The sequence below is a fragment of the Brevundimonas sp. CURTG3B2_SDJG genome (assembly GCF_057364705.1).
This window is the reverse complement of record NZ_JBNFOJ010000303.1, coordinates 1-3287: the sequence shown is the minus strand read 5'-3', so window position 1 is coordinate 3287 and position 3287 is coordinate 1. Positions and strand designations below refer to the sequence as shown.

3 protein-coding genes and 1 pseudogene are annotated in these 3287 nt (G+C 68.1%); all 4 read left to right on the top strand.

Features of this window, described 5'->3' with window-relative positions; translation table 11 throughout:
- The first annotated feature begins 191 nt into the window (after positions 1 to 191).
- Complete coding sequence (locus AC2W7C_RS15520) at positions 192 to 602, top strand: metallopeptidase family protein (protein WP_486002210.1); 411 nt, start codon at positions 192 to 194, stop codon at positions 600 to 602.
- A 247-nt stretch (positions 603 to 849) separates the two neighbouring features.
- Positions 850 to 2004: a dual-specificity RNA methyltransferase RlmN gene (gene rlmN / locus AC2W7C_RS15515; RefSeq protein ID WP_486002209.1), complete on the top strand. Its 1155-nt coding sequence runs from the start codon at positions 850 to 852 to the stop codon at positions 2002 to 2004.
- Positions 2005 to 2526: 522 nt separating this feature from the next.
- On the top strand, positions 2527 to 2970 hold the full coding sequence (locus tag AC2W7C_RS15510) for a DUF350 domain-containing protein (protein WP_486002208.1): 444 nt from the start codon (positions 2527 to 2529) through the stop codon (positions 2968 to 2970).
- Between the two features lie 4 nt (positions 2971 to 2974).
- Positions 2975 to 3287 (top strand): annotated as a pseudogene (locus AC2W7C_RS15505) (S1 family peptidase); the annotation flags it as partial.

Genomic DNA, 3287 nt, shown 5'->3' with positions numbered 1-3287 from the left:
GACATAGGCGATGTCGCCTCGGCCATCCTCAACCCTGTGGGGACCCCACGCCCCCGATTCGGTAAACCATACCCGATGAGCGCCGAGTGGCGAGTGGCGAGTGACGAGCCCATGCGCTGCGGAGTCGCTTTTGACCTGAGCCGGTCGGGCGCCTACCTCTCGTCACCCGCCACTCGTCACCCGCCACGCCGATGCCCTCTGACTGGACCGACCAGCTCGCCCCCTCGCTCGACGACTTCGCCCGCCTTGCGCGCGAGGCCTTCGACGCCCTGCCCGACCCCTTCCGCACCCTGGCCGGCGACGTGGTCCTCCGTGTCGACGACTTCGCCTCGGACGAAGTCCTGGCCGGCTTCGGCATGGAGGACCCGTTCGAGCTGACCGGCCTCTACCACGGCGTCGACATCGGCCTGCGCGACGGCATGGGCCCGGCGCCTGAGCCGTCCCGCATCTTCCTGTACCGCCGCCCGATCCTGGACGAATGGGCCGAGCGCGGCGACGTCGGCCTCAGCGAGATCATCTCCCACGTCCTGATCCACGAGATCGGCCATCACTTCGGCCTGGACGACGACCAGATCCACCACATCGAGGACACGGCGGACTGAGGTTCACCTCTCCATTCGCTCGGAGCGAATGGAGAGGACAGGTCGGCGCGTCAGCGACGACCAGGAGAGGGCGGCGCCGGCCGATGTGATTTGAGCTCTACCCGGCCTCCGCCGGTGTCGCCCCCTCCTGATCGCTTCGCGATCTGTCCTCCCCATCGCCTTGCATGGGCGATGGGGAGGTGAACCGCCTTAAATCCAGCGCGATCTGTGGTATAAGCCGCGCCTCCCGCAACCTCAGGACGCCGCCTTGAGCCTGACGCTCGACCTTTCGCGCACGCCGACCGCCAAGCCGGCGGCCCCCGTCAATCTTAGCGGATTGACGCGCGAGGAGCTGCGCCAGGCGCTGATCGACGCCGGGATCTGCCCGCCCGAGAAGGCCAAGATGCGCGCCTCGCAGGTCTGGCGCTGGATCCACCACTACGGCGTCGTCGACTTCGCCCTGATGAGCGACGTGGCCAAGGAGACCCGCGCCAAGCTCGCCGAGGCCTTCACCCTGGCCCGCCCGGAGATCGTCGAGCGCCAGGTGTCCAAGGATGGCACCCGCAAATGGCTGATCCGCACCGCCCCGGGGATCGAGATCGAGGCGGTCTACATTCCCGACGTCGGCCGCGCCGGCGCCCTGTGCGTGTCCAGCCAGGTCGGCTGCACCCTGAACTGCACCTTCTGCCACACCGGCACCCAGAAGCTGGTCCGCAACCTGACCGCCGCCGAGATCGTGGCCCAGGTCCAGGTCGCCCGCGACGACCTGGGCGAATGGCCCTCGCCCAAGGAGGACCGCCGCCTGTCGAACATCGTGTTCATGGGCATGGGCGAGCCGCTGTACAATCTGGACCACGTCGCCTCGGCCATCGACATCATCTCGGACAACGAGGGCATCGCCCTGTCGCGCCGCCGGATCACGGTCTCGACATCGGGCGTCGTGCCGCAGCTCCAGGCCCTGGGCGACCGCACCGCCGCCATGCTGGCCATCAGCCTGCACGCCACCAACGATCCGCTGCGCGACGTCCTGGTGCCGCTGAACAAGAAGTATCCGCTGGACCAGCTGATGGCCGCCATCCGCGCCTATCCGGGCCTGTCCAACGCCCGTCGCGTGACCTTCGAATACGTGATGCTGAAGGGCGTCAACGACAGCCCGGAAGAAGCCAGGGCGTTGCTGAAGCTGATCGAGGGCATCCCGGCCAAGGTGAACCTGATCCCGTTTAACCCCTGGCCCGGCACGGACTACCAGTGCTCGGACTGGAAGACGATCGAGCGCTTCGCCGCCATCCTGAACAAGGCCGGCTACGCCTCGCCGATCCGCACGCCACGCGGCCGCGACATCCTGGCCGCCTGCGGCCAGCTGAAGTCCGAGAGCGAGAAGATCCGCGCGTCGGCGTTGCGCAAGGCCGCCGCGGCCGCCTGACGGCTGGCGAGGGCTAGTGGCTAGTGGCTAGTGGCTAGTGGCTAGTGGCTAGTGGCTAGTGGCTAGTGGCTAGTGGCTAGTGGCTAGTGGCTAGTGGACTCGTCCATGCACTCCCAGTGCAAGTCGTCAGCTTCCGCCGGTGTCTAGGGGCGGGGCTCGAACTCGCTAGTCACCAGGTGCAATCGACCTTCAAACCCGTCATTCCCGGCCCCCGGGTCGCGCCGCTTGCGCGGCCTCGCCCGAGGGGTGAACCCGCCGGGAATCCATGAACACGAAAGGCGGAGGTCGAGACCTCCAAGGGCCCCGATCGTGATCCTGGATGGCCGGGACAAGCCCGGCCATGACGGAAAACAAGGATCGGAGAGGCCAAGGCTATCGACTGAATGTCGATCGAACCTAGCCACCCCCACCCCCCACCCCTTGGGGTGCTGAAACAATTCCTCACCAACTGTGGCCCGGCTGCGCTTGCGGATTGGGGCGGAAAACAGGCAATCGTCGCAGGTCTCTGACCTTCGGACCCCCATGGACTCCTCGTCCCTTTCCAAAGTGCTCGAAAGCGCCGAGGTGCAGGCCTTCGCGACCGGCTTTCCCACGACCATGGCCCATCTGGCCGTCACCCTGGCGCTGATGGCGGCGGGGGCGGTGATCTACGCTCTGTTCACCCCGTGGAAGGAGATCGCCCTGATCCGCGAGGGCAACTCGGCCGCCGCCGTCGCCTTCGCCGGCGTCCTGGTCGGCCTGGCCATTCCTCTCGCGGTCAGCCTCAGCGTCTCGACCTCGATCAAGGACATCGCGCTCTGGGGCGTCGCCACCGTGGTGCTACAGCTGCTGGCCTTCCGCATCGTCGACATGCTGCTGACCGGCCTGCCCCAGCGCATCCGCGAAGGCGAGGTCTCCGCCGCCGTCCTCCTGGTCGGGGCCAAGCTGGCGACCGCCCTGATCCTCGCCGCCGCCCTGACGGGGTGATGCCATGGGTTTCCGTCCTCCCGACTGGCTGATCTATTCGGCCGTTCTGGGCGCATTGCTCATCGCGTCCCTCAATCGCCGCGAGAACGCCGACGCGCCCCCAGCGCCTCCGCCGCCCGACGAGATCGAGGGCGCCCTGCTGGGCCCGGTGACCCCCTTCGACCCGGCGGTCACCGTCAACGCCCCGGACATTCCCTTCCAGCCCGCTTCGGGCACGGCCTTTTCCATCGCCCGCGAGGGCCGCTGGGTCACCGCACGGCACGTGGTCGAGGGCTGCCGCCGTCCCGCCATCCTGGTCGGCGGCGGCGGCCGTGGCC

What these genes read in the sequence shown, in the direction of transcription:
- AC2W7C_RS15520 (WP_486002210.1), top strand. Translation starts at nt 192, where the DNA reads ATGCCCTCTGACTGGACCGACCAGCTCGCCCCCTCGCTCGACGACTTC.
- AC2W7C_RS15510 (WP_486002208.1), top strand. Translation starts at nt 2,527, where the DNA reads ATGGACTCCTCGTCCCTTTCCAAAGTGCTCGAAAGCGCCGAGGTGCAG.